The following is a 20747-nucleotide window of genomic DNA, read 5'->3' as shown; positions in this document are numbered from 1 at the left end:
CATTATGTCCGAATGTGTCGGGGCCGGGACAGGACACATGGCCTGACAAAAATGGGAGGTTGCGGACACATCGCGCACACATCGCGGGCGTCCAATGGAGTCTCACACAACCAGGAGGCTCCCATGACCCACACGATCGAATCCCCGCTTGCCCTGCTGGCCGGCCTGGCCACGGTGGCGTCCCCGTGCGTGCTGCCCGTGCTGCCGTTTTTGCTCGGCGCGACCGTCGACAAGGTGGACGGCGCGAGCCGCCGGCGGCCGCTCCTGATCGTGGCCGGCTTCGTGCTGTCGTTCTCGGCGTTCGCGCTGGCGCTGGGCGCCGTGTCGAGCGCCGCGCAGCTGGCGCAGGAAACGCTGCGCAACGCGGCCATCGTCCTGCTGGGCGTCTCGGGCCTGCTGCGCATCTGGCCGCGGCCGTGGGACCTGCTCGTCGACTACGTCCGTCCCGTGTGGGCGCGGCTGCGCGGCGTCCGCGCCGACGCGGTGCCGAAGCCGGGTGGGGCGTTCGTGCTGGGCCTGTCGCTGGGCGCCGTCTGGACGCCGTGCGCCGGCCCGGTGCTCGCATCGATCCTCGCGCTCGTCGTGCAGGCGCACGATCCGGCCAGGGCCGTGCGGCTCGTCGGCCTGTATGCGCTGGGCGCGGCGCTGCCGATGCTGGCGCTCATTCACGGCGGCCAGGCCATCGTCCAGCGTGTGCGCGGCGTCGCCCGCCATGCCGTGGCGCTGCAGCGCGCATTCGGCGTGCTCGTACTGGCCAGCGCGGCCGCGATCTGGTTCCAGGTCGACACGCAGCTCGCCGCCCACATCCCTTCCATTTTCCCGACCATCTAAGGAGTTCGCCATGAAATACGCCATCCGTTCCCTCGCCGCCGCCGTCGTCGCCGTCGCCGCCGCAAGCGTGAGCATGAGTGCAAGCGCCGCCCCCGCGCCGGAATTCGCGGGCATCGACAACTGGATCAACAGCGCGCCGCTCACCATGCAGCAACTGCGCGGCAAGGTGGTGCTCGTGGATTTCTGGACGTATGACTGCATCAACTGCCAGCACGTGCTGCCGTACGTGAAAGGCTGGCACCAGAAGTACAAGGACCAGGGGCTCGTCGTCGTCGGCGTGCACACGCCGGAATACGGCTTCGAGCGCAACCTGAACAACCTCAAGGCCGCGGTGCAGCGCAACGCGATTTCCTTTCCGGTCGCGCAGGACAACCGGTATGCCACGTGGAGCGCGTACAACAACCAGTTCTGGCCCGCGTTCTACCTCGTCGACAAGAAGGGGGCCGTCGTGTACACGCACTTCGGCGAAGGCGATTATGCGCAGACCGAGGCGACGATCCGCAAGCTGCTGGCCGCGCCCTGAATCAGGCGGCTTCGGCGGGAGCGGCGGCAGGCGCCGGCCGCTTCTTCGGCAGCGCGATGATGCGCGTGCCGGCCAGGCGGTCGTGCAGGAAGCGGCGGTCGCGGTCGAGGAAGGCCGTCAGGCTCCAGCCCAGCACGCCCACGGCAATGGCGGCGCCGACCTGGGCCTTGTCCTTCAGGCCCAGCGCCGTGCAGGCGAGGAGGGCCGGCAGGAACCAGCCCCAGGCCAGCAGGTAGCGCACGATGGCCGTCGTCAGCGGCAGGCGCGCGTGATCGGCCGTCACGACCTGCATGCGCCACGTCTTCATGGCGAGCGTGTGGCCGCTGTTGGTCCAGCCCCAGACGAAATAGGCGCCGGTGACGACGAACAGCCAGACCTTCAGGCCGTACTGGAACACGGGCGCGTGATTGTTGAGGGTGATGAGCAGGTACAACGCCACCGCCAGCATCTCGACCGCCAGCAGGAGGAAGGTCTCGTAGACCATCGCGATCAGGCGGCGTTTGACGGTTGGCGTGTCAGTCATGCGGACCTCAGGCGTTGTTGGGTGTGATGCCCCAGTTGGCCGGCACCTGCTTTTCCGGTTCGGGCGCGGGCGGCTTGGCGGGCTGCGGCGGCGGTTGCACCGGTTGCGCCGGCACGGGTGTCGCGGGCGCCGGCGTCACGCAGGGCGGGGCGGCCGATACGGTGTTCTTGACCATGCCGGCCGGGCACGACGTCGCGCCCTGGCCCAGCGGCGCGACGACCTTGCCGCTGGCCTGCGACGGCACCACCCGCGGCGCCTTGCGCGCGGTGGCCGATGCGGCCAGCTTTTTCTTTTGCTCTTCCGGCAGCTGCTGATACGTTTCCCACGTGGCGTTCTTTTGCTCGGGAGCGATCTTGCGGGTGCGCGTATAGGTTTCGCGCGCCAGTTCGCGCTGCTCGGGCGTCAGCTTGGCCCATTCGCGCATGCGTTCGTGCACGCGCGCCTGTTCCGCCGGTTTCAGGCCGGCGAAGCGGTTCGCGAGCTGCAGCCATTTCTGCTTGCGCACGCCGTCCATCTGGTCCCACTCGGCCTGCAGCGGTTGCAGGGCGACCTGCTGGGCCGGGCTCAAGCTGTGCCACAGGGGCTTGTCGCCGCCTTTGTGGCTGCCGGTCGACGGCTTGGCGGGCTGGGTGTGCGTGGCGGGGGCGGCGGCCGGCGCGTCGCGCGTGGCCGGGCCCGATGCGGCGGGAACGGAGCTGCCGTGCTGGTTGATGCTCAGTACGGCCGCGCCAACGAGCACGACGGCGGCGGCGGCGCCGGCAAGTTTGAGCTTGTTGGCCGTCATCCTTTACTGGGCTCGCTGCGGCTGTTGCTGTGCTTGCTGCTGTTGTGCCAGGTAAGCGTTGAAACCGTGGTCGGTGTAGGCCGTCAGGGGCAGGTCGTCGGACAGCACGGCCGCATCCAGCTCCGCCAGCTCGGCGACGCGCTGCTCGCGTTCGTACTGGTAGACGCCGACCATGCCGGCGACCATCGCCAGCAGCGGGGCGACGACGGCGGCGCGCGCCACCCATTGCATCGAGAACAGCGCGCCCAGATCGAACGCGGCGCGCTGCGGCGCCCGGGCGCGGGCCGGTGCATCGGCCTTCTTGCGCGCCAGCGCCTGTGCGCGCGCGGCGGCCAGGCGGTCCGTCGTCGACGCCGGCAGGTTGTCGAGGTTTTCGTTCAGGGCATGGCGGATCTTGTACGCCAGGTTGATGTCGTCGGTGTTCATAGTTTAATTCCCTTGGCCTCCAGGGCTTTCTGCAGGGTATGCGTAGCGCGAGAACAATGCGTTTTTACACTGCCCTCGGAGCATCCCATCGCTTCGGCCGTCTCGGCCACATCCATGTCCTGCCAGTAACGCATGAGGAACGCTTCCCGTTGACGCGCCGGGAGTTTTTGTATCTCTTCTTCGATCAGGCGCAGGGTTTGCGCCCGTTCGACCTGATCCGCGCTGGACTCCGCGGCGGACGTTCCTTCCTCGGCCTCGTAAGATGCCAGTATATCAAATTCCGAGTCGTCTTCGTCCCGGCGGCCGAGGCCTCCGAAGAGGCTGATCCAGGTGTTCCTGACCTTTTCGCGGCGGAAGTAATCGAGGATGGTGTTTTGCAGGATGCGCTGGAAGAGCATCGGCAGTTCGGCCAGGGGCTTGTCGCCGTACTTCTCCGCGAGCTTGATCATGGCGTCCTGAACGATGTCGAGCGCTGCCTCGTCCTTGCGGACCGCGTACGCCGCCTGCTTGAAGGCGCGCCGCTCGACACTCTCGAGGAAGTCGTTGAGTTCTTTATCAGTGGCCATGCGATAAGTGGTGGACGCCACCGGTACGTTGCCTGTGGCTTTTCGGAAAACTTTCGAATCCTAGCAAAAATTACGGATGACCGCACCCGAAACCGGCAGGCAGGCGTGTGCGGTCTTCCCTTATTGACTCTAGAATGGTCGGATTGACATTGTTCTGGAGATAGACGTGGTGCGTATCCTCGGGAAGGCAAGCTCGATCAATGTCCGCAAGGTCTTGTGGACCTGCGCCGAACTCGACATCGTATTCGACCGGGAAGACTGGGGCAGCGGCTTCCGCCCGACGCAGGACCCTGCATTCCTCGCGCTGAATCCGAACGCGATGGTGCCGGTGCTGGTCGATGGCGACGTCGTGCTGTGGGAGTCGAACACGATTTGCCGCTACCTGGCCACACGCTACGGCGACGGGGCGGCGACGAGCCTGTTGCCGCGCGACGCGCTGGCGCGCTCGCAGGTCGAGCAGTGGATGGACTGGCAGGCGACGGAGCTGAACAATGCCTGGCGCTATGCCTTCATGGGGCTGGTGCGCGGCAGTGCCGCCCACCAGGACCCGGTCCTCATCGCCGCCGGCATCGCCGGCTGGAACCGCCATATGGGCATCCTCGAACGCCAACTGGAAAAGACGGGGGCGTATGCGGCCGGCGCGGCGTTCTCGCTGGCCGACGTCGTGCTGGGCCTGTCCACGCACCGCTGGCGCAAGACGCCGATGGACGACCGGCCGGCATACGCCGCGGTCGCCGCGTGGATGGCGCGGCTGGACGCACGGCCCGGTGCCGGCGCGTGGCTGCCCGACGATACGGCTTGAGCCGGCGTGTCGCGGGCACAGGGTGCCCGCCCTACGGCGCCATGCCGCTCTGCCAGCCAACCCCGTGCCCACGGTGCGAGATCGAAACGCGTGGTAGGGTGGGCACCCCGTGCCCACGGTGCGATGCCGAAACGCACTTAAAACTCGTGAAAAAATAATTATTTATCTTGACCAGAATGGTGCGACGCAGTAAGGTATGAGACGCTTTGCACCCCCGAAGCATATTGTCAAGCCAGCTTGTCACACAAAGTCAATCTCGGCATGACGCGCTTTCACAATGTAGGCAGTTTGCTCCAACCCGTGCCACAAGCGCGAGAGATTCGCATTCCGCTACAGTAACTCAAGCTGAACGAGTTGCGTCCAGCGTCGGTTCGTAAGGATCCTACGGTATCCTGAAAGATCGTCGTGACCGCAGAAAGAAGGGAAGCATGAGCACTGTTGCGTGACACGTATCTCGTCAGGGACGAGCATCCGATCAATCTCCCTATGGGTCTTGAAAGGAAACGTATCATGAGTAACGACGCAGCAGCTTCCATCACGGGCGCTGAGATCGTAGTCCGTTGCCTGGCGGAAGAGGGCGTGAAACACGTCTTCGGTTACCCCGGCGGAGCGGTTCTCTACATCTACGACGCCATCTTCAAGCAGGACAAATTCCAGCACATCCTGGTACGCCACGAGCAGGCAGCCGTGCACGCGGCCGACGCGTATTCGCGCAGCTCGAACGAAGTCGGCGTTTGCCTGGTCACGTCCGGTCCGGGCGTCACCAATGCCGTCACCGGCCTCTCCACCGCCTACATGGATTCGATTCCGATGGTCGTGATTTCCGGCCAGGTTCCGACCGCGGCGATCGGCCAGGACGCGTTCCAGGAATGCGACACCGTGGGCATCACGCGCCCGGTGGTGAAACATAATTTCCTCGTCAAGGACGTCAAGGACCTTGCCGAGACGATCAAGAAAGCCTTCTATATCGCACGTACCGGCCGTCCGGGCCCGGTGCTCGTCGATATCCCGAAGGACGTCAGCATGCACAAGGCCGCGTACTCGTATCCGAAAGAGATCGAGATGCGTTCCTACCGCCCCGTCGACAAGGGCCACGCGGGCCAGATCCGCAAGGCGGTGCAACTGCTGCTGGCGGCCGAGCGTCCGATGATCTACACGGGCGGCGGCGTCATCCTGGCCAATGCATCGAACGAACTGAACCGGCTGGTCGACAAGCTCGGCTTCCCGATCACGAACACGCTGATGGGCCTGGGCGCGTTCCGCGCCACCGACGAGAAATTCGTCGGCATGCCCGGCATGCACGGCACCTACGAAGCGAACATGGCGATGCAGCACTGCGACGTCCTGATCGCCATCGGCGCCCGCTTCGACGACCGCGTGATCGGCAACCCGAAGCACTTCGCGACCAATCCGCGCAAGATCATCCACATCGACATCGACCCGTCGTCGATCTCGAAACGCGTGAAGGTCGACATCCCCATCGTCGGCAACGTCAAGGACGTGCTGATCGAACTGCTGTCGCAGCTGGACGCCGCCGAACAGCGTCCGAACCCGGCCGTGCAGAAATGGTGGCAGCAGATCCAGGACTGGCGCGGCCGCCAGTGCCTGCGCTATGCGACCTCGGATGAACTGATCAAGCCGCAATCCGTCGTCGAGAAGCTGTGGGAAGTGACCGGCGGCGACGCGTTCATCACGTCGGACGTGGGCCAGCACCAGATGTGGGCCGCGCAATACTACCCGTTCGACAAGCCGCGCCGCTGGATCAATTCCGGTGGCCTGGGCACGATGGGCGTGGGCCTGCCGTACGCGATGGGCGTGCAGATGGCGAACCCCGGCGCGACCGTCGCCTGCGTCACCGGCGAGGGCTCGATCCAGATGAACATCCAGGAACTCGCGACCTGCAAGCAGTATCACCTGACGCCGAAGATCATCCTCCTGAACAACCGCTTCCTGGGCATGGTGCGCCAGTGGCAGGAACTCGACTACGGCGGCCGCTACGCCGAGTCGTACATGGATTCCCTGCCGGACTTCGAGAAGCTGGCCGAGGCCTATGGCCACGTCGGCATGCGCATCGAGAAGCCGGGCGACGTGGACGGCGCGCTGCGCGACGCCTTCGCCATGAAGGACCGCCTGGTGTTCATGAACTTCATTACCGACCGTAGCGAAAACGTCTGGCCGATGGTCAAGACGGGCAAGGGCTTGTCGGAAATGCTGCTCGGATCGGAGGACCTGTAATGCGACATATCATCTCCGTCCTGCTCGAAAACGAAGCCGGCGCGCTGTCGCGCGTCGTGGGCCTGTTCTCGGCACGCGGCTACAACATCGAGACGCTGACCGTGGCGCCGACCGAAGACGCCACCTTGTCGCGCATGACCATCGTGACCACGGGCTCGGACGACATCATCGAGCAGATCACCAAGCACCTGAACCGCCTGATCGAAGTGGTGAAGGTGGTCGACCTGACCGAAGGCCAGCACATCGAGCGCGAGCTCATGCTGATCAAGGTGAGGGCGGTGGGCAAGGAGCGCGAGGAAATGAAGCGCACCGCCGACATCTTCCGCGGCCGCATCATCGACGTGACGGAAAAAACGTACACGATCGAGCTGACGGGCGCGAAGACGAAGCTGGACGCCTTCATCGACTCCATCGACCGCGCCTCGATTCTCGAGACCGTCCGCACGGGTGGTTCAGGCATTGGCCGCGGCGAGCGCATCCTCAAGGTTTGACGCCGGTGGTGCGTGGGCAGGTGCCCACGCTACGGCGTCCATTGCGCCGGCAAATGAACGTAGGGTGGGCTCCCCGAGCCCACCAAACACATAACGAAACACATAAAAGTACAGGAATAATCATGAAAGTTTTCTACGACAAAGACTGCGACCTCTCCCTCATCAAAGGCAAGAACGTCGCCATCATCGGCTACGGCTCGCAAGGCCACGCGCACGCCCAGAACCTGACCGAATCGGGCGTCAATGTCACCGTCGGCCTGCGCCGCGGCGGCGCGTCCTGGGGCAAGGTCGAACAGGCCGGCATCAAGGTCGCTGAAGTCAACGAGGCAGTCAAGGCCGCCGACGTCGTCATGATCCTGCTGCCGGACGAGAACATCGCCGAAGTCTACAAGAACAACGTCGAGCCGAACATCAAGCAGGGCGCCGTGCTGGCGTTCGCGCACGGCTTCAACGTGCACTACGGCCAGGTCGTGCCGCGCGCCGACCTCGACGTCATCATGATCGCACCGAAGGCCCCGGGCCACACCGTGCGCGGCACCTACCGCCAGGGTGGCGGCGTGCCGCACCTGATCGCCATCTACCAGGACAAGTCGGGCTCGGCGCGCGACATCGCCCTGTCGTACGCGATGGCCAACGGTGGCGGCAAGGCCGGCATCATCGAAACCAACTTCCGTGAAGAAACCGAAACCGACCTGTTCGGCGAGCAGGCCGTGCTGTGCGGCGGTACCGTCGAGCTGATCAAGGCCGGCTTCGAAACGCTGGTGGAAGCCGGCTACGCGCCGGAAATGGCCTACTTCGAGTGCCTGCACGAGCTGAAGCTGATCGTCGACCTGATCTACGAAGGCGGCATCGCCAACATGAACTACTCGATCTCGAACAACGCGGAATACGGCGAATACGTCACCGGCCCGCGCGTCGTGACCGAAGACACGAAGAACGCGATGCGCCAGTGCCTGAAGGACATCCAGACCGGCGAATACGCCAAGTCCTTCATCCTGGAAAACAAGGCCGGCGCCCCGACCCTGATCTCGCGCCGCCGCCTGACGGCCGAGCACCAGATCGAAGAAGTCGGCGCCAAGCTGCGCGCGATGATGCCGTGGATCGCCAAGAACAAGCTGGTCGACCAGTCGAAGAACTGATCGGTTAGTTAGCTGTTGATCCGTCGCCCCCGCGCCGGGGGGGGCCCAATCCGGCGTTGTCGCAATGCTGGAACTTGGGCCCCCGCCTGCGCGGGGGCGACGTTTTTTGGGGTTCGCTTAAATTCGCTGTCGTCGCGCCACAGCGCCCAGCAACCCCACCCCCGCCGCCAGCATCGCCCACCCCGCCGGCTCGGGCACCGGCGCCGGTCCGCCCTGGACCTCGCCCGAGACGCCCACGTCATAGATCACATGCCCCTCGATCCACGTGTCGCCGGTGTTCGCCCAGCTCACCGTCGCGGTCCGCGTCAGGTCGAACGGCGCGAAGACGCCGGCCTGGCTCGTCCCGGCCGAGCCGAACAGGCCGTCCACGATCGGCGCGCTCCAGGCGCCGGACGCGGTCCGGTAGTACAGCGTCGCGAAGGCGTTGGCGCCGCCGTATTCGCTCACGTTCGCGCCTTCGTCGAGGGCCATGGCGATGGCGACGTCGAACGAGAACGCGATGCCCGTGTGCGGCGCCAGCGTGAAGTACCACGGTGCCAGCGTCGCCGTCGCGCTGCCGCGCGTGAACGCGTCGGGCACAGTGTCGACGGTAAGCGCCGTGCGCACGCCGAGCCGGCCCAGGCTGGCGTCGACTTGTACCTCGGGCGTCCAGTTGCGCGACAGCGTCGTGGGCGCGGTCGCGGTGACGTCGGCGATGTGCTCGTCCGGGCGCGTGCCGGGCGCCATCAGCAGGCTCTGGACGCTCAGCGCGACGGCTTGCCCGTTCGTGAAATTCACGGCCGGCGCGAGGCCGTCGGCGGGCGTGAGGTCGGTCAGGGTGTAGCGCAGGTTCGTGGCTTCCGCGGTGCCCTGGACCTGGGCCAGGGCGGGCGGGGACGCGGCCAGTGCGGCCAGGGCGGCGAGCAGCGGAAGGGCGATGCGCATGGTCTTCTCCTCGATGCGGGCGGCATGACGATCGGGCTAACTTAGCACGCTCGCGGCCGCGCGCGTCGACCCGTGTATGGCGTGCGCAACTGCACTCCTTTGCAATCAATTGCAACTTTCCATTACACAAACTCGACTTCCGCGCAAAACCGGTTATCGTTCTCGTGCCGCGGCACCACGCCGCGCATGCCTTCAAGGAGAACAACGATGTCCATCAAAAAACTCGTCCTGCTGTCCGCGCTGACCTGCGCGTTCGCGGCCCAGGCGCAAGTCCAGGCCGCACCGGCCGTTGCCACCACGAGCGGCACGCTGGTCGTCGTGCCCGCGTTCGGCGAGGTGAAACATGCCAACGACGAAGCCACCGTCACGTTCGCGGTCGAGGAACAGGACAAGGACCGCGCCGCCGCCACGGCCCGCGTCAACCAGAAGATGAAGCAGGGCACCGACACCGTGCGCCGCGAGGACCCGCAGGCGGAACTCAAGACGGTCGGTTACTACACCTACCCCGTCTACCCGGAAGTGCCCGACGGCCCGCGTCCGCTGGCGCATCCCGCGGCCCGCCGCGTCCCGATCGGCTGGCGCGTCGGCCAATATCTCGAAGTCAAAACGCGCAACCTGCAGGCGCTGCCGAAAACGGCCGCGGCCGCGCAGAAGATCCTCAACCTGAACGGCATCGATTACCACCTGAGCCCGGAACTGTCGAAGCGCCTCGACGACGAGCGCATCGCGGCCACGTACCGCAACCTGAACGAGCGCATCGCATCGATCGCGCGCGCGATGGGCCGCAACGTGGCGGATGCCGTCATCGACACGGTCGACTTCGAAGGCAGCGGCAATTACGCGGGCGGCCAGGCCGAGGCGGCGCCGATGATGATGCGCATGGCGGCCAAGCGCGCCGACGCGGCCGAGATGCCGGAACCGAGCTTCGAACCGGGTGAGACGACGTTGCAGATGCGTCTCGTCGGCAAGGTGAAATTCCGCTGACGATAGTGGTTCGCTAACACGGGGGTGCGGACACTATAATGGCGTGGTCCCGCGCCCCTGCGCACTGTTAAGAAAAAGAAACCTATGCCGACTCTTCCCCGACGCCGCAAACCCGGCGCGATCAAGGCACCCCGCTTCGCCCGGTTCAGCCGCGTCCGCAAGTCCGACGCGGGGCGCCCGCGCCGGGGCATCTATCTGCTGCCGAACGCTTTCACGACGGCCGCGCTGTTCGGCGGCTTCTACGCGATCGTGATGGCGATGAACCAGCGTTTCGACCACGCCTGCTGGGCCGTGTTCATCGCGATGGTGCTGGACAGCCTGGATGGCCGCGTCGCGCGCCTGACGAACACGCAATCCGAATTCGGCGCCCAGTACGACAGCCTGTCGGACATGGTCTCGTTCGGCGCGGCGCCGGCCCTCGTCATCTACGAATGGTCGCTGCGCGGGCTGGGCAAGCTGGGGTGGATCGCCGCGTTCGTCTATTGCGCCGGCGCCGCGCTGCGGCTGGCCCGTTTCAACACGAACATCGAAGTGGTCGACAAGCGTTTCTTCCAGGGCTTGCCGAGCCCGGCCGCCGCGGCGCTCGTCGTCGGCTTCGTCATGATGATGACGGACCCGGACATCAACGTCAGCGCGCGCAAGGTCGACTGGATCTCGTGGGGCATCGCGCTGTTCGCCGGCCTGACGATGGTGACGAACGTGCCGTTCTACAGCTTCAAGGACGTCAATTTCCGCAAGTCCGTGCCGTTCATCGTCGTGTTCCTGATCGCGCTTGCGCTGGCGCTGCTGGCGATCGACCCGCCCAAGGTCTTGTGGCCGCTGTTCGTCGTGTACGGCCTGTCCGGCTACGCCGTGTACCTGTGGCGTCTCGCCAAGGGCAAGCCCGTCAGCATCATCCAGACGGATGAAGAGACGTTCGACCCGAGCGAGCGGCGCTGAAACGGCGGAAGTCCACCAACGACAACGCCCCTTCCGGGGCGCTGTGTCAGTAATCCTTCCGGCCGGCGTCAGCTGGCCTTGGCCGACTTGCCTTGCGGGCCCTGTTGACCGGCCTGCTGGCCACCCTGGACATTGCCGCGGAACGTGCCGTCACGCGTATCGGCTTCGACGTGCATGCCGGCCTCCGAGCCGTTGCCGCCGCTTTGCAGATTGCCGCGATGCACGCTGCTGCTGGCGCCGGCGTGCTGGAACGGATCGCGGAAGTTCTTCAGCGTGTCCTGCTGGGTGCGCAGGCTGTTCTGCGTTTCTTCGGAGGCGACGCGCGCCACCTCGTCGGCCAGCGTCTTGGCCGTGCGCGAGGTCTCGGGGACGTGCTGCTCGGCCACGCGGGCCATCTCGACCTGGGAGTCGGCCATGACGCGGGACAGGTGCTGCTGGTAGGCGCGCAGCTTGTCCGCGGCGGGCTGGGCGCGCGACGCGGCGGCCGAGATGATCTCGGTCGGATGATTGGTGGTCAGCAGTTGTTGGCCGGCGATACTGCTCTCTTCGAGCAGTGTCTGGCTCAACTGGATGTTGGCCTCGACGATGTTCTGGATCGAACGCGACCACGATTTCGACATGTCGTTGAGGAAGGCGACCTGGGCGTCCAGGTGCGAACGAATTGCGGGCGTAACGGATTGCGAGAATAGGAACATGGATGACCTCATTAAAGTGTATCCGGTCTATGAAATGCGATGCCCTGGCATGAAGATGCCAAAAATCAATAGACTTCGATAATTTTGCATCGCACAATCGCGCTGCTGCGCAAAATGCGTTCTAGCGCGAGTTCGGTAGACTAGACCATTTCGATGACATTTCAACCGCTTTTTCAATCGTGCGGACGAAATAAATGACTTGCATCAGGGTTTTCCCTCGCAGGCGGCCAATTGTTTTTTTGTACAGTATCCTGATGGATTTTAAGCGGAATTGCTGCGACGCAGCAGGTCTGTCGCGGGGGCATGGCGAACGACGTCAATCCCGCGCCGTGCGCCATTCCTGCCCGTTGGCCGTCGATTCATGCTCCGGGCAATTGGTTTGTCTCCACTTGCCGTGCTTTTCGACCATGTCGATGCTCGTCGCGGGCGAGCGCTCGGTCATGCAATAGGTGCCGCCGCCCGTGATGACGCGCGTGCGGCGGGCGCCGTCGCCCGTATTGTTGACCAGTTCCGCCGTCTTGGGCGCTTCATACCACGCGTTCGGCGCCATGTCGGCCGCGGCCTGGATGCCCTTGCGCAGGCGGATCTGCGGGCTGTCCAGCGGCGCCACGATGTACGGGTGGTTTTCCTTGCGCAGCGCGCGGTCGACCGCGCCCGCGTCGCGGCGCGCCCGTTCGAGCAGCGCGGCGGCGGCGGACGGCGCGGCGGGCGCCAGTGCGTCCACTGCCGGGGCCGCGTTCGCGGCGGGGGCGCTCGCGGCCGGCGGTGCGGCGGGCCGCGCCGGCCGCACCAGGGTGATCGCGTTCGTCCCCGGAGCCGCGTGCGTCCGGGGCGGCGCCGCGCGCTCGTCCGCGCGGTGCGGCCTGGGCGCGGCGGGCGCCGGCAGGCGTATCCACTGGATGGTCGTGCGCGGCGGCTCGGGCGCGACGGCCGGCACATGGCGCGTCGCCTGCCAGCCCAGGATCAGGACGGCGTGCACGAGGACCGTGGCGGCGATGCCGGCAGGGCGGCGGTCGCGCGGCGGAAGGAGGGCGGGGGCGGTGGCGATCATGGCGTCCCAGTATAGCCAGCGCCGGGCGCGCCATTCTCACACATTGTCGCGCGCCGTCAGCGGCGGTGGAAGCGGTCGTCGTACATCGGGTCCGGCCCGTTGAGCATCTGGCGCACGACGCCCTGTTCGTCGAAGTGGACGTTCATCATCGAATTCCACACGCCGGCTTCCTTGTAGCGGTAGGACCAGACTTCGTAGTTGTGCGCGTACACGCGCGAGACTTCGGCGGGGCGGCCGAAGTGGCGCAGGATGTCGTCACGGGTCCAGTGGTCGACCTTGACCTGGGCGAAATTCTCGCTGGTGAGCACCTGGTCGTACGAGACGAGGCGGCCGTCCGGGCCGATGTGCGCCATGTACTGGAACTGGCCCATCGGCTGGCCGCGATATTCGAGCATCTGCCCGCCGTCCGGCAACGGGTAGGCGGCGTTCGGCTGGCCCAGCTGCGCCGTGACTGTCGCCAGCGGCGCGCCCGCGGGCGGCGGCTGGCGGAACACCGTCGTGCAGGCCGACAGGGCCAGCGCGGCGGCGAGCGCCGCGCCGGCCGGCCGCAGCGTCGAATGGAATCGGGTGGTCATCGCAATCCTCCGTTGGCGGTCAGACGCCTTTCGAGCGGTCGTCGAGGAGCGGATCGGGGGTGTTGTCCATGTGGTGCACTTCGCCCCGGCCGTTGAAATAGATGTTCATGAACGAATCCCAGACCCCGTCCTGCTTGTAGCGGTACGACCAGACTTCGAAGCCGGTCGCGCGCGCGTGCCCGACCTCGGCCGGGCGGCCGAAGTTGCGCAGGATGTCGTCCTTCATCCAGCGGCCGGGCTGCACCTTCGCGAAGTTTTCGCTCGTCAGCACCTGGTCGTACGAGACCAGCCGGCCGTCGGCGCCGATGCGCGCCATGTGCTGGTACTGGCTCATCGGCTGGCCGCGGTATTCCAGCACCTGGCCGCCGGCGGGATCCGGATACACGGCATCCGGCTTGCCCAGTTTCGCGGTCACTTCGGCCAGCGGGGTGCCGGCGGGCGGCGTGCGGCTGAAGGTCGCGCAGGCGGACAGGGAGAGGGCGAGTGCGAGGGCGGCGGCAACGTTCTTGGTCGGATTGTTCATGGTATGGTCGCGTCATCGGGCGTGCCGGAACGGCAACGCCAACCCGGGGATTTTAACGGAAGACGACGAAACACTGGCTCCTGGCGGCGTTTTCACCTATACTTCCCGGTCTTGGCCTTCCGGCCAGGTTTTTTATCAATTCACGGTGCGCTGGGTTCCGACTCTTGCACCGCATGTGAAAGGCAACATCATGACCGTAGAAAACATCAACAAGGCCGCGATCATCGCGGACAACGCACGCGGCGACAAAGACACCGGTTCGCCGGAAGTCCAGGTTGCACTGCTGACCGCCCGCATCAACGATCTGAACGGCCACTTCAAGCAACACCAGAAGGACCACCACTCGCGTCGCGGCCTGATCATGATGGTCAACCGTCGCAAGAGCCTGCTGGCTTACCTGAAGCGCAAGGATCTGAACCGTTACCGCGACCTGATCTCCAAGCTCGGCCTGCGTAAGTAATCAGCAGTTCCTGAGCATTGCGCCAGACGGCACAAGCTTCGAAATGCCTGCGTCAGTTTTACTGTCGCGGGCATTTTTCGTTTTTGAAGTCAGTCGGGGTCAGAGCACACCCGTGAACACCGTGCTCTGAGCCCAAAGGAAAAAAATGTAGTTGAGGTGAACGACAGCGCCTGAAAATCTGTCGGCAAATAGAAAGGGATTACCCATGTTTAACAAAGTTACGAAAACCTTCCAGTACGGCGACCATACCGTCACCCTCGAGACCGGCGAGATCGCCCGTCAAGCCAGTGGCGCCGTCCTCGTGTCGGTCGAAGACACCGTCGTCCTCGCGACCGTGGTGGCCAGGAAGGACGCGAAGCCGGGCCAGGATTTCTTCCCGCTGACCGTCGACTACATCGAGAAGAGCTACGCCGCCGGCAAGATCCCGGGCGGTTTCTTCAAGCGCGAAGGCCGTCCGTCGGAGAAGGAGACGCTGACGTCGCGCCTGATCGACCGTCCGATCCGTCCGCTGTTCCCGGAAGGCTATCTGAACGAAGTCCAGGTAATCATCCACGTCCTGTCCGTCAATCCGGAAATCGATCCGGACATCCCGTCGATGATCGGCGCCTCGGCCGCCCTGTGCGTGGCCGGCATCCCGTTCAACGGCCCGATCGGCGCCGCCCGCGTCGGTTACTCGAACGGCCAGTACATCCTGAACCCGACCACCACCCAGCTCAAGACGTCGCAGATGGACCTGGTCGTGGCCGGTACCGAACACGCCGTGCTGATGGTCGAATCCGAAGCGCAGCAGTTGTCCGAAGAAATCATGCTGGGCGCGGTCGTCTACGGCCACGAGCAGATGAAGGCCGTGATCGACGCGATCCACGCGCTGGTCGAAGAAGGCGGCAAGCCGGAAGTCGAATGGGCGCCGGCTCCAAAGAATGAAGCTCTCATTGCGCAAGTTGCGCAACTGGCCGACGCGAAGATCCGCGACGCCTACCAGACCCGCGAAAAGTCGGCACGCCAGCAAAAGCTGAAGTCGCTGTCGACCGAAGTGATGGCAGGCCTGGCCGGGCAGGGCGTCGAAGCCGACTCGGCTGAAGTCGGCAACATCCTGTTCGACATGGAAGCCAAGGTCGTGCGTTCGCAGATCCTGGAAGGCGAGCCGCGCATCGACGGCCGCGACACCCGCACCGTGCGTCCGATCTCGATCCGCACCAGCGTCCTGCCGCGCACCCACGGTTCCGCCCTGTTCACCCGCGGCGAAACCCAGGCGCTCGTGATCGCGACGCTGGGCACGGGCCGCGACAGCCAGAAGATCGACGCGCTGATGGGCGAGTACACCGACGACTTCATGATGCACTACAACATGCCCCCGTTCGCCACCGGCGAAACCGGCCGCGTGGGCACGCCGAAGCGCCGCGAAATCGGCCACGGCCGCCTGGCCAAGCGCGCGCTGGTCGCCGCGCTGCCGGCGCCGGAAGAGTTCAGCTACTCGGTCCGCCTGGTGTCGGAAATCACCGAATCGAACGGTTCGTCGTCGATGGCATCGGTCTGCGGCGGCTGCCTGGCGCTGATGGACGCCGGCGTGCCGATGAAGGCACACGTGGCCGGCATCGCCATGGGCCTGATCAAGGAAGGCGGCAAGTTCGCGGTCCTGACCGACATCCTGGGCGATGAAGACCACCTGGGCGACATGGACTTCAAGGTCGCCGGCACCGCCAACGGCATCACGGCGCTGCAGATGGACATCAAGATCCAGGGCATCACCAAGGAAATCATGCAGGTGGCGCTGGCGCAAGCCAAGGAAGGCCGTCACCACATCCTGGCCGAGATGCAGAAGGCCATGCCGACCGTGAAGACCGAGCTGTCGGACTTCGCACCGCGCCTGATCACCATCAAGATCAACCCGGAAAAGATCCGTGACGTGATCGGCAAGGGCGGCGCCGTGATCCGCGCGCTGACCGAAGAGACCGGCACGCAGATCGACATCACCGACGAAGGCATCGTGACCATCGCCTCGGTCGACGCCGCCGCCGGCCAGGAAGCCAAGCGCCGCATCGAAGAGCTGACGGCATCGGTCGAAGTGGGCAAGACCTACGACGGCACCGTGCTGAAGCTGCTGGACTTCGGCGCGATCGTGCAAGTGATGCCGGGCAAGGACGGCCTGCTGCACATCTCGCAGATCGCCAACGAGCGCGTCAACGCCGTGGCCGACTACCTGAAAGAAGGCCAGCAAGTGCGCGTGAAGGTCCTCGAGACCGACGAGCGCGGCCGCCTGAAGCTGTCGATGAAGGCAGCGGCTGCGGACGACGCGGCAGCGGCGCAGTAAGCCGGTTGTGGGACGCTGCGGCGTCCCGCCAGACAAAAAACCGCCAGTGCGTGAGCCTGGCGGTTTTTTTTATCGGTACGGACGATGTGCTAAATTCGGTGCTTAATTTGGTCACGTCATGGTAGGATACCGTCATTGACCATGGAGGCCCTATGAACCTTGTCGAAAATGTCCAGCCCATCAGCTACCTGAAAACGAACACGAGCGATGTGGTCAAGCAGGTCCAGGAAACCCGCGAACCCGTGCTGATCACGGTGAACGGCAAGGTCCAGGCCGTCATCCAGGATCCCTTGAGCTATCAGAAAATGCACGATCAACTCATGATGCTGCGCGTCCTTGCCCATGGCCAGAAACAAATCGAAGAAGGCAAAGTGACCGATCATGATGATCTGTTTGCCCGGCTCGACGTAGAAGACAAGGAAAGCTGAACGACTTCATGGACATCATCTGGACCCATGCCGCGCGCGACGATCTGCTCGAACTTCGTGCCTACCTCAAGATGCATCAGTCAGCGGCGTTCGTCAAAAAGGTGATCGAACATATCCGCGACGAGGTCGAATCGCTCAAGCACTGGCCATCCAAGGGCGTCCATGTGCGGGAACTGGAGGAGCTTCAGCTGGACCAGTATCGGGAGCTCCTCGCGGGCCAGCAGCGCATCATTTTCGAACGCGCGGGCGACGCGTTCTACATCCACATCGTTTGCCATACGGGCCGCGATCTCGAATCGCTCTTGCGCCGCCGGCTGTTGGCTGCTTAGGCCGCCAGTTCGGCCTTCTGCGCGGCCGTGAGGCGCTTACCGACGATGACGATCGTGATGGCCGGTGCGGTCGGCACGGCCTGGACGACTGGCCGGGCGGCCACTTGCAGGGGTGCGGCGGGGGCGGCGAAGGTGTTCGAGATGCTCACTGCCACGACCAGGGCTGCAAGAAAGACGGCTTCCATGTTTTTTGCGATGTTCATTTTCTTCTCTCCGTTTCGTTTCGTTTGACTGTACGGACATTATCGGAACGGATGAGATATAAATCCAATTTCAAGTTCAAATACTCGGCATTCCCCTGGCAAATATCTTGCTGGCCGGACAGCGCTGTGATATCACCGTAGCGAATAATTTAATTGGAGTCCATGAATGAGGTGGCGCGGGATTTTCGCGCCGGGCGCGGAACCGTTGGCCTGTGTCCATGCACATATGCCCAGGGCCGATCAGGCAGCCAACGACTGGATATCATGGACAAACTATTCTTCATCCAGCATTTCTTCTACAAGAACCCGCCGGGGAAGCCCGACCGGCACCCGGCCTGCGCGTCGTTGAGCGACGGGCAGTGGGTCGTGACGTCGCGCGGGCCCGCCGCGCGGCACCTGATCGACGACGTCGACTGGGGCCACATCCGGGGCCTGGCGCGCAAAGGCGGAGAGACGGCATAAGGGGGACACTTGCAAAATGATGCCGGCACTGCCCCTGGCACGCTTGACGGTTCGCTGGCGCGGATCACGGCGCTGCTGCGCGAACTGATCGAACTGACCGGCCACGACGAGCGAGACGTCCACGCGCTCGAGCTCCGGTTCGGCGACATCCTGACGCGTACCGCCCTGCATGCGCCGGACGGGAATCACCTCGCGATCATGGCCATGTTGCCGCCGTGCGGCGACGGCGGGTACCGCACGCCGCACGGGCAGGACATGGAATTCCTCTGGGATGCGGACGAGGGCCGCTACATCGGCTTGCGCCTGGTGCCCATCGGATCGCTGCGCGACGAACGCAGCGTGATGGATGCGATCCTGGCGACGGCCGACATGGCGGCGGCCTGGTTGACGGCACGGCGCCTCGGCGCCTAGCCGGCCGGGTCGGCAAGGCGGCTCGCGAAGCGGACCCGCGCCTCCAGTCCGGTGACCGCGCCCGCCGTGCCGCAGTTGCACAAGGTCAGCCCGGCGTGCATCGAATCGGCAATTTCGGCGCAGATCGCGAGCCCCAGCCCGCCGCCTGTCGAGTTGTGCGCGGCGGCGAACGGTTCGAACACGCGCATCTCCTGCTGGTCGGCGATGCCGGGACCGGAATCCCAGACGCACAACAGGGCGCCCCCGTCGAGGGGCGCGACGCGAATGCCGAGGCGGGACTCGGCCGGTGTGTGGCGAATCGCGTTGTGCAGCAGGTTCGACACCATTTCGGCGGCCATCCAGTGGCGGCCCTCGACCCAGACGCTGCTGGCGTCCAGCTCGAAATCGAGGTTCTTGTCCGAGATCAGGGGCGACAGGTCGATCGCCACGTCGCGCGCCACGTCCGCCAGGTCGCACCGCTCGCGCGTGGGCTTGCCGCGCAATTGCTCGATCCTGGCGAGCGACAGCAGCTGGTTGGCCAGCTTGGTGGCGCGCTCGACCGTTGAACGCATTTCGCGCAGTGCCAGTTCCGGCTCGATGTCGCCGCTCAGTCCCGATTGTAGCTGCGTCTGCAGGACGGCCAGCGGCGTGCGCAGCTGGTGCGACGCGTTCGCCACGAAATGCTGCTGCAGGTCAACGGTGCGGTGCAGCCGGCTCATCAATTGATTCAACGCCGCCACCACCGGTCGCAGTTCGCGCGGCGCGGACGCGCAGTGGAGGGCCGACAGGTCGTCTTCGTGGCGCGCATCGAGTTGCATGCGCAGGCTGTCGAGCGGGCGCAGGGCCAGCGCGACGACGGCCATCGTCACCGCGGCCGCGACCGCCAGCAGCAGCGCCTGTCCGAGCACGGTGCCCCACAGGATGCCGCTCACCACCTCGCGCCGATACGTCAGCGGTTCGGCGATCTGGATGATGAGATCGTCTTCTCCGTGCTGCAGTTTCGACGGTTGCGCCAGCGCGGCGACGCGCACGGGGGCGCTGCCATACGTGCTTTCATAGACTTTCAGCAGGGTCGGCACTTTCGGCCACCGGACGTTGTCGTTCCGGAAGGTCGGCAAGTCCTCGTCGCCTGCGACATACCTGCCGTGACGGTCGCTGATCTTGTAGATCATCCGGGTGGAAAACCCCGCTTCGTAGACTTCCAGCGTGGCGAAGGCCACCTCGTTGCGTAGGTGACCGTTCTCCATTACAAGATCGTTGCCGATCGAATACGCGGTCGTCACCAGCATGCGGTCGTAGGCCGTGTTGGCCGAATCAAGCGCGCGCTCGTACAGGCGGAAGGCATTGAGGACGATGAACAGCGCGATCGGCGCCAGGATCCCGGCCAGCAGGTAACGGCGCAGCGAGCGGTCGCGCAGCGCGAACTTCATGCCGGCCGCGCGGTCTCGGGACGCAGCAGGTAACCGACGCCGCGCAGCGTCATGATCTCGGTCCTGGTCGCCATCAGTTTCTTGCGCAGGCGGTGGATGACGACCTCGATGGCCTCGACCTGGACGCTGGCGTCTTCGGGAAACACCATTTGCAGCAGGCGCTCGCGATTGACGGCGTGGCCCGGGCGGGCGATCAGCGCCTTCAGCAATGCCTGCTCGCGGGGCGTGAATTCGAGCGGTTCCTCGCCGTTGTAGAACGCGCCCGAACTGCGCTCGAAGCGCAGCCGCCCGCATTTCTGCATCGACTCTTCCCCGTTCCCCTTGCGCCTCAGCTGAGCGTGGATGCGCGCCTCCAGCTCTTCCAGGTCGAACGGCTTGGCGAGGTAGTCGTCGGCGCCGGCGTTCAGGCCCGCGACCCGGTCGCCGACCGCGCCGCGCGCCGTCAGCACGATGACCGGGACCTCGATCGACAGGGCGCGGGTGCGCTGGAGGATGTGCAGGCCGTCCAGGGAGGGAATGTTCAGGTCGAGGATGACCAGATCGTTCGTTTCTTCGCGGATCTGGCGGAAGGCTTGGGCGCCGTCGGCGCACGTGGTGACCTGGAAACCGCGTTTGTCGAGGGCGCGGGCCAGGGCTTTCGACATGTCGGCGTCGTCTTCCACAAGCAGGATTTTCATAGATCGTCGGGTCGTTGAGTAGTCGGAGTACCGCGAACACTGCTGT

Annotated in this window: 26 protein-coding genes; 14 read left to right on the top strand and 12 right to left on the bottom strand. The window is 65.1% G+C overall.

Annotation, left to right across the window (positions count from 1 at the left end; all coding sequences use genetic code 11):
* Positions 1–123 precede the first annotated feature (123 nt).
* Both ACEN9Q_RS16670 and ACEN9Q_RS16665 read left to right on the top strand, forming a co-directional pair.
* Positions 124–831, top strand: a complete 708-nt coding sequence (locus tag ACEN9Q_RS16670; protein WP_495625345.1) for a cytochrome c biogenesis CcdA family protein — start codon at positions 124–126, stop codon at positions 829–831.
* Positions 832–841: 10 nt separating this feature from the next.
* The gene (locus ACEN9Q_RS16665) at positions 842–1354 is read left to right on the top strand and encodes a thioredoxin family protein (RefSeq protein WP_495625344.1); all 513 of its coding nucleotides are present in this window, start codon (positions 842–844) and stop codon (positions 1352–1354) included.
* Position 1355: 1 nt separating this feature from the next.
* Here the strand turns inward: ACEN9Q_RS16665 and ACEN9Q_RS16660 are convergent, their stop codons facing one another.
* The 4 genes from ACEN9Q_RS16660 to ACEN9Q_RS16645 are packed head-to-tail and all read right to left on the bottom strand — an operon-like array spanning position 1356 to position 3653.
* On the bottom strand, positions 1356–1877 hold the full coding sequence (locus tag ACEN9Q_RS16660) for an RDD family protein (protein ID WP_495625343.1): 522 nt from the start codon (positions 1875–1877) through the stop codon (positions 1356–1358).
* A gap of 7 nt (positions 1878–1884) precedes the next feature.
* Complete coding sequence (locus tag ACEN9Q_RS16655) at positions 1885–2661, bottom strand: DUF3106 domain-containing protein (RefSeq protein WP_056442153.1); 777 nt, start codon at positions 2659–2661, stop codon at positions 1885–1887.
* Positions 2662–2664: 3 nt separating this feature from the next.
* Entirely contained in the window at positions 2665–3087 is a 423-nt protein-coding gene (locus ACEN9Q_RS16650; protein ID WP_056442156.1) for a DUF3619 family protein, read from the bottom strand.
* The gene (locus ACEN9Q_RS16645; protein ID WP_056442158.1) at positions 3084–3653 is read right to left on the bottom strand and encodes an RNA polymerase sigma factor; all 570 of its coding nucleotides are present in this window, start codon (positions 3651–3653) and stop codon (positions 3084–3086) included. Before ACEN9Q_RS16645 ends, ACEN9Q_RS16650 begins: the two co-directional genes overlap by 4 nt.
* A gap of 166 nt (positions 3654–3819) precedes the next feature.
* Between ACEN9Q_RS16645 and ACEN9Q_RS16640 the strand changes: the two genes are divergently transcribed.
* From ACEN9Q_RS16640 to ilvC, 4 genes are all read left to right on the top strand, one after another.
* Entirely contained in the window at positions 3820–4455 is a 636-nt protein-coding gene (locus ACEN9Q_RS16640; RefSeq protein WP_495625342.1) for a glutathione S-transferase family protein, read from the top strand.
* A gap of 510 nt (positions 4456–4965) precedes the next feature.
* Positions 4966–6690: an acetolactate synthase 3 catalytic subunit gene (locus tag ACEN9Q_RS16635; protein ID WP_056442164.1), complete on the top strand. Its 1725-nt coding sequence runs from the start codon at positions 4966–4968 to the stop codon at positions 6688–6690.
* Entirely contained in the window at positions 6690–7181 is a 492-nt protein-coding gene (ilvN, locus tag ACEN9Q_RS16630; RefSeq protein WP_026334297.1) for an acetolactate synthase small subunit, read from the top strand. The genes ACEN9Q_RS16635 and ilvN overlap by 1 nt, the downstream gene beginning before the upstream one ends.
* A gap of 122 nt (positions 7182–7303) precedes the next feature.
* Entirely contained in the window at positions 7304–8320 is a 1017-nt protein-coding gene (gene ilvC, locus ACEN9Q_RS16625) for a ketol-acid reductoisomerase (RefSeq protein WP_056442168.1), read from the top strand.
* A 117-nt stretch (positions 8321–8437) separates the two neighbouring features.
* On the opposite strand, the gene ACEN9Q_RS16620 is transcribed toward ilvC, so the two are convergent.
* Positions 8438–9244, bottom strand: coding sequence for a PEP-CTERM sorting domain-containing protein (locus tag ACEN9Q_RS16620; protein WP_495625341.1), 807 nt, complete (start codon positions 9242–9244; stop codon positions 8438–8440).
* Positions 9245–9451: 207 nt separating this feature from the next.
* Between ACEN9Q_RS16620 and ACEN9Q_RS16615 the strand changes: the two genes are divergently transcribed.
* Complete coding sequence (locus ACEN9Q_RS16615; protein WP_056442176.1) at positions 9452–10228, top strand: SIMPL domain-containing protein; 777 nt, start codon at positions 9452–9454, stop codon at positions 10226–10228.
* A gap of 84 nt (positions 10229–10312) precedes the next feature.
* Positions 10313–11167 (top strand): CDP-diacylglycerol--serine O-phosphatidyltransferase, encoded by an 855-nt coding sequence (pssA, locus tag ACEN9Q_RS16610; protein ID WP_056442179.1) that lies wholly within the window; start codon positions 10313–10315, stop codon positions 11165–11167.
* 68 nt (positions 11168–11235) lie between these two features.
* On the opposite strand, the gene ACEN9Q_RS16605 is transcribed toward pssA, so the two are convergent.
* The 4 genes from ACEN9Q_RS16605 to ACEN9Q_RS16590 form a co-directional block, all read right to left on the bottom strand.
* A complete protein-coding gene (locus ACEN9Q_RS16605) occupies positions 11236–11862 on the bottom strand; it encodes a phasin family protein (RefSeq protein WP_495625340.1) in 627 nt (208 codons plus the stop codon).
* 316 nt (positions 11863–12178) lie between these two features.
* Positions 12179–12913 carry a hypothetical protein gene (locus ACEN9Q_RS16600; protein ID WP_495625339.1) on the bottom strand — a complete coding sequence of 245 codons (735 nt, stop codon included), beginning with the start codon at positions 12911–12913 and terminating at the stop codon, positions 12179–12181.
* A gap of 56 nt (positions 12914–12969) precedes the next feature.
* A complete protein-coding gene (locus ACEN9Q_RS16595) occupies positions 12970–13488 on the bottom strand; it encodes an outer membrane protein assembly factor BamE (protein WP_056442188.1) in 519 nt (172 codons plus the stop codon).
* A 19-nt stretch (positions 13489–13507) separates the two neighbouring features.
* Complete coding sequence (locus tag ACEN9Q_RS16590; RefSeq protein WP_056442191.1) at positions 13508–14011, bottom strand: hypothetical protein; 504 nt, start codon at positions 14009–14011, stop codon at positions 13508–13510.
* A 190-nt stretch (positions 14012–14201) separates the two neighbouring features.
* On the opposite strand from ACEN9Q_RS16590, the gene rpsO reads away from it, so the two are divergent.
* The 4 genes from rpsO (at position 14202) to ACEN9Q_RS16570 (ending at position 17539) form a co-directional block, all read left to right on the top strand.
* Positions 14202–14471, top strand: coding sequence for a 30S ribosomal protein S15 (gene rpsO / locus ACEN9Q_RS16585; RefSeq protein WP_056442303.1), 270 nt, complete (start codon positions 14202–14204; stop codon positions 14469–14471).
* Positions 14472–14676: 205 nt separating this feature from the next.
* Entirely contained in the window at positions 14677–16782 is a 2106-nt protein-coding gene (gene pnp / locus ACEN9Q_RS16580; RefSeq protein ID WP_056442194.1) for a polyribonucleotide nucleotidyltransferase, read from the top strand.
* Positions 16783–16934: 152 nt separating this feature from the next.
* Positions 16935–17210, top strand: coding sequence for a type II toxin-antitoxin system Phd/YefM family antitoxin (locus ACEN9Q_RS16575; RefSeq protein ID WP_056442196.1), 276 nt, complete (start codon positions 16935–16937; stop codon positions 17208–17210).
* Between the two features lie 8 nt (positions 17211–17218).
* Positions 17219–17539: a type II toxin-antitoxin system RelE/ParE family toxin gene (locus ACEN9Q_RS16570; protein ID WP_495625338.1), complete on the top strand. Its 321-nt coding sequence runs from the start codon at positions 17219–17221 to the stop codon at positions 17537–17539.
* Here ACEN9Q_RS16570 and ACEN9Q_RS16565 read toward each other — a convergent pair.
* Complete coding sequence (locus tag ACEN9Q_RS16565) at positions 17536–17742, bottom strand: hypothetical protein (RefSeq protein ID WP_495625337.1); 207 nt, start codon at positions 17740–17742, stop codon at positions 17536–17538. The two genes, ACEN9Q_RS16570 and ACEN9Q_RS16565, sit on opposite strands and share 4 nt — an antisense overlap.
* Before the next feature lie 264 nt (positions 17743–18006).
* Here ACEN9Q_RS16565 and ACEN9Q_RS16560 point away from each other — a divergent pair, with 264 nt between their 5' ends.
* Entirely contained in the window at positions 18007–18204 is a 198-nt protein-coding gene (locus ACEN9Q_RS16560; protein WP_056442206.1) for a hypothetical protein, read from the top strand.
* A 9-nt stretch (positions 18205–18213) separates the two neighbouring features.
* Positions 18214–18615, top strand: coding sequence for a hypothetical protein (locus tag ACEN9Q_RS16555; RefSeq protein ID WP_056442210.1), 402 nt, complete (start codon positions 18214–18216; stop codon positions 18613–18615).
* Here ACEN9Q_RS16555 and ACEN9Q_RS16550 read toward each other — a convergent pair.
* Together ACEN9Q_RS16550 and ACEN9Q_RS16545 are read right to left on the bottom strand one after the other, a co-directional pair.
* A complete protein-coding gene (locus ACEN9Q_RS16550) occupies positions 18612–20024 on the bottom strand; it encodes a sensor histidine kinase (RefSeq protein WP_056442213.1) in 1413 nt (470 codons plus the stop codon). The genes ACEN9Q_RS16555 and ACEN9Q_RS16550 overlap by 4 nt on opposite strands.
* Positions 20021–20701, bottom strand: a complete 681-nt coding sequence (locus ACEN9Q_RS16545) for a response regulator transcription factor (protein ID WP_056442218.1) — start codon at positions 20699–20701, stop codon at positions 20021–20023. Before ACEN9Q_RS16545 ends, ACEN9Q_RS16550 begins: the two co-directional genes overlap by 4 nt.
* Between the last annotated feature and the right edge of the window lie 46 nt (positions 20702–20747).

Source organism: Massilia sp. Masssp93, assembly GCF_059491295.1.
Note: the sequence above shows the minus strand (reverse complement) of the source record. Positions and strands in the feature narration are given on the sequence as shown.